3 protein-coding genes are annotated in these 3,749 nt (G+C 70.0%); all 3 read left to right on the top strand.

Going from position 1 to position 3,749, the window contains the following annotated elements; translation table 11 throughout:
* Positions 1 to 339: 339 nt before the first annotated feature.
* The 3 genes from ABZT17_RS45015 (at position 340) to ABZT17_RS45005 (ending at position 3,524) form a co-directional block, all read left to right on the top strand.
* Positions 340 to 2,769: a helicase-associated domain-containing protein gene (locus tag ABZT17_RS45015; protein ID WP_356357982.1), complete on the top strand. Its 2,430-nt coding sequence runs from the start codon at positions 340 to 342 to the stop codon at positions 2,767 to 2,769.
* Positions 2,770 to 2,889: 120 nt separating this feature from the next.
* Complete coding sequence (locus tag ABZT17_RS45010; RefSeq protein ID WP_053752751.1) at positions 2,890 to 3,105, top strand: type II toxin-antitoxin system VapB family antitoxin; 216 nt, start codon at positions 2,890 to 2,892, stop codon at positions 3,103 to 3,105.
* Positions 3,102 to 3,524: a PIN domain nuclease gene (locus ABZT17_RS45005; protein WP_356357981.1), complete on the top strand. Its 423-nt coding sequence runs from the start codon at positions 3,102 to 3,104 to the stop codon at positions 3,522 to 3,524. Before ABZT17_RS45010 ends, ABZT17_RS45005 begins: the two co-directional genes overlap by 4 nt.
* Positions 3,525 to 3,749: the final 225 nt, after the last annotated feature.

Here is a 3,749-nt window from a genome sequence, read left to right as displayed (position 1 = left end):
CGGCACCCGGTTGTCTCAGCCCAGCAGCCGCGTGGGCGATCCGTCCAGGTATGCCCGGATGTCCTCCACCGCCTGGATTGCGGCTCAGCCCTTCGCCGTGCGCTGGTTGCAGTTTTGGTTGCATTTATATCCGACCATTAAGGATATTTCGGCGAGCGGGTAGCCAGATCTTCTACTGCCGTCGGCTCGTCTCGTCGGGCTGGGCCCGCGGCGGGGAGGTGCCGCGGACTCTGTCTTCGTACGGCATCCGCGGATCATGGAACTGCGCCATCCTTGACCTTGGCGCCGAAGCGACTTCGGCCCGCCTGTGACGTTCCCTGTCTGTCGAGGTGCACCCTCATGAAGTCCCGATCGACGCTTGCGACTTGGCTGAGCGAACTCGACGGTTCCCGCCTGGCAAACGTACTCGCCATGCGGAAGGACGCAGCCTCCTCTCCGGAACCACGCTCGGTGGGGGAACTGGCGGACCGTCTCCAAAGTCCGGGGTCCGTGGCACTCGTCCTGCCGCAACTCACACTGCCGTGCTTGCAGGCCGCCGAGGCGCTGGCGGCGCTGGGAGCACGAGCGACCCGGGACAGCCTCGCGGAGTTGCTCGGCTCGACATCCCCTGCGGCGGTACGCGCGCTGGACGCGACCCTGGAGGCGCTGTCGGATCGGGCGCTCGTCTGGCACGACGGCAACGAGGCACTCCGCATGCCTACGCCCTTGCGCCAGGCGTGGAGCACGCCCCTGGGACTTGACGCCCCGCTGGAAGAGCTGCTGGCCGGCACCACCTCGGAGGAACTGCGCGGCATGCTGACGGTCCTGGGTATCAAGCCGCCCGGCACCAAGCAGCAGCGACTCGCGGCTCTGGTGGAGCATCACGGTGACGCGGAACGGGTCGCCGCGTTGGTAGCTCAAGCACCGGCGGCCACACGGAAGTTGCTTGAGCAGAGCGCCAGGTCCACGCCGCATCAGTCACTGTTCGTCGTGTTCGGGGCTCCTGGCCGCGACCTCCCACCAGGCGCCCGATGGGCACTCGACCGCGGGCTTCTGCTCCAGGACCGTCACCGATACGGGCCCGTCCGCATGCCGGTCGAGGTGGCCCTGGCTCTGCGGGGCCCCGATTGGCACGCTCCGTTCGAACCTCTGCCGCCCGTCCCACAGTTGGTGCCCGTCAGCTCCTCTGAGGTGGAACGGGAGGCCGCGGTGGCCGCCACCGCGTTCGCGGCCCATGCCGCCTCCGTCCTTTCGGTGTGCGCGACCGCTCCACCGGCCCGGCTGAAGTCGGGCGGGATCGGCGCGCGTGAACTGGCCCGGCTCGGCAAGGCCGCCCAGGCGGACGACGCCGTCGTACGCATCGCCCTGGAGACCGCATACGCAGCCGGGCTGCTGGCCCGCGACGGCGATCGCGTACCTCCCACCGAGGCGTACGACGCCTGGGCCGAGCGGGAGCCCGCAGAACAACTCGCCGTACTGCTCCGGGCATGGCGGGACCTGCCGCTCACCCCCACCCGGGCGCGCGATGAAGAAAACAAGGCGCTTCCCGCGCTCGCCGGTGCGCCTGACTGCGGCGGCTGTCTGCAGGCCCGCCACGGGCTGCTCACCGCGGCAGCGGGGCTCCCGGCAGGACAGGGTGCGAAGGTCGCTTCGGAGCTGGGGCCGCTGGTGGTCTGGCACCGTCCGCTCGCCGACCATGCCTCGCCCGAGGACACGGCACCGTTCAGCACGGTGATCCGCGAAGGCGAACTGCTGGGCGTGCTGGCACGGGGTGCGCTGTCCCCGCTCGGTGCCCACCTGGCGGCTCACGCCGACGAAAAGCTCGACATCACGGCCCGGCGGCTGCTGCCCCCCGCGACCACGACGGCCCGGATCGGCGCCGACCTCACCGCCGTCGTCACCGGAACCCCGTCCGCGCGACTCGCGGCGTTGCTGGATTCGATGGCCGACCGGGAGACCAGTGGCACGGCGTCGGTATGGCGCTTCAGTGCCGGCAGTGTCCGCCGGGCCCTGGACGCCGGCCGCACCCCGGACGACATCACAGCCGACCTGGCAGCCGGCTCCGCCACGGCCCTGCCACAGCCACTGACCTATCTCATCGCCGACACCGCACGAGGTCACGGACGGGTGCGCGTCGCCCCCGCGGCCTGTGTCATCCACGGCGACGAACCCGCGCTCCTGGCCGAACTCGCCGCCCACCGCGCACTGTCCAAGCTCGCCCTGCGGCAGCTCGCCCCGACGGTCCTGGTCAGCGGCAGCCCACCCGCGACGACTCTCGCCGCGCTCCGTGCCGCGGGCTACGCCCCGGTCGCCGAGACCGCCGGGGGAACGGTACGCATCGAGAAGCGCCTGCCGCAGAGGGCCGCCGCTACCGTCCCGCCCCCGCGAAGGAACGTCGGGCGGCGCGGCCCCCGGACCACCGCAACCCGCGCCTCGGACATGGCCACCGACGTCGGGATGGACGTCCTGGCCGACCGGCTGCTCAAGGCTCCGCCGACGGCACCGGAACCCGACCCGTTCGGCAGCGGGGTGCCGTTCGCTACGGACACCGAGGAGATCGTCGCCGGATACGCGAAGCACCTGTCGTACAGCGACGTCCGCCAGGTCGCCCATGCCATCGACACCGGTGCAGCCATCACGGTCGAGTACATCGCCACCTCGGGCAACCGGACCGTACGCACCCTCAGTGACCTGGAACTCGACCCGCCCTACCTCGACGCCTGGTGCCACCTGCGCGAAGCGGAACGCGTCTTCACTCTCTCCCGCATCCATGGCGTGATGCCCGCGTAGGACTCGGCGGCCAAGGCCGGGTGCCCGGGTGCCCGGGTGCCCGGGTGCCCGGGTGTGCCGCCCCATACGGGCACCTCACGAGATATACTTAACCCCACATTTGATATCTGGGAGGCACTCGTGAGTCGAACGGTTATCGACCTGGACGACGACCTGGTCGCGGACGTGGCCAAAGCCCTCGGGACGAGCACCAAGAAGGAGACAGTCAACACCGCTCTCCGCGAGGTGCTGGAGAGTCGGCGTCGCGCCCTGGCTCTCGCCCGGCTGCGGGCCGCGGCCGGGGACGGCGCATTCGATCTGGAGCTGTTCGAGAACAAGGGGAACTACCGCCGGTGAACGCGGCCCAGTTCCTGATCGACACCAGCGCGCTCGCCCGGTTCATGCGCGCGGACGCGGAGCAGTACGGCTGGGACCAGGCGGCAGCCGCCGGGCTCATCGCCACCTGCCCGATCACCGAACTTGAGTTCTTCTACAGCGCCCGGTCGGCCGCCGACAGGGCGCGCGGCATCGAGGACATGCGACTGATCTTCGGTTGGGTTCCCGTCGACGACCGCGCCTACGACCGCGCCTGGCAGGTCCAGGAAGCTCTCACCAGACAGGGAAAGCATCGCAGTGCGGGTGCGGTGGATCTCGTCGTCGCCGCGACGGCCGAGCTGCAAGGGCTCACCCTCCTGCACCGCGACCACGACTTCGCCTGCATCGCGGCAGTGACCGGCCAGGCTCTCCAGTGGTACGGCCCGGAGAGCGGCAAATAAGCGGGCGACGGTTGCAGTTCTGGTTGCATTCACCTCCGTACAGCACTGCAGGAGCCCCACCCGCCACAGGCGCACCGCAGGTCAGAACGCTCCCGCACACCCCTGTACCCCCAGACGAACATTTGGAAAGCGTGTTGGGGCAACCCCTCACGAGTTCGAATCTCGTATCCTCCGCAGCCGCCTGAACAGGCGAAACGAAGAGCCGAGCCGCGATTGCGGCTCGGC

Source organism: Streptomyces sp. NPDC005648, assembly GCF_040605395.1.
Lineage (GTDB): Bacteria > Actinomycetota > Actinomycetes > Streptomycetales > Streptomycetaceae > Streptomyces.
Note: the sequence above shows the minus strand (reverse complement) of the source record. Positions and strands in the feature narration are given on the sequence as shown.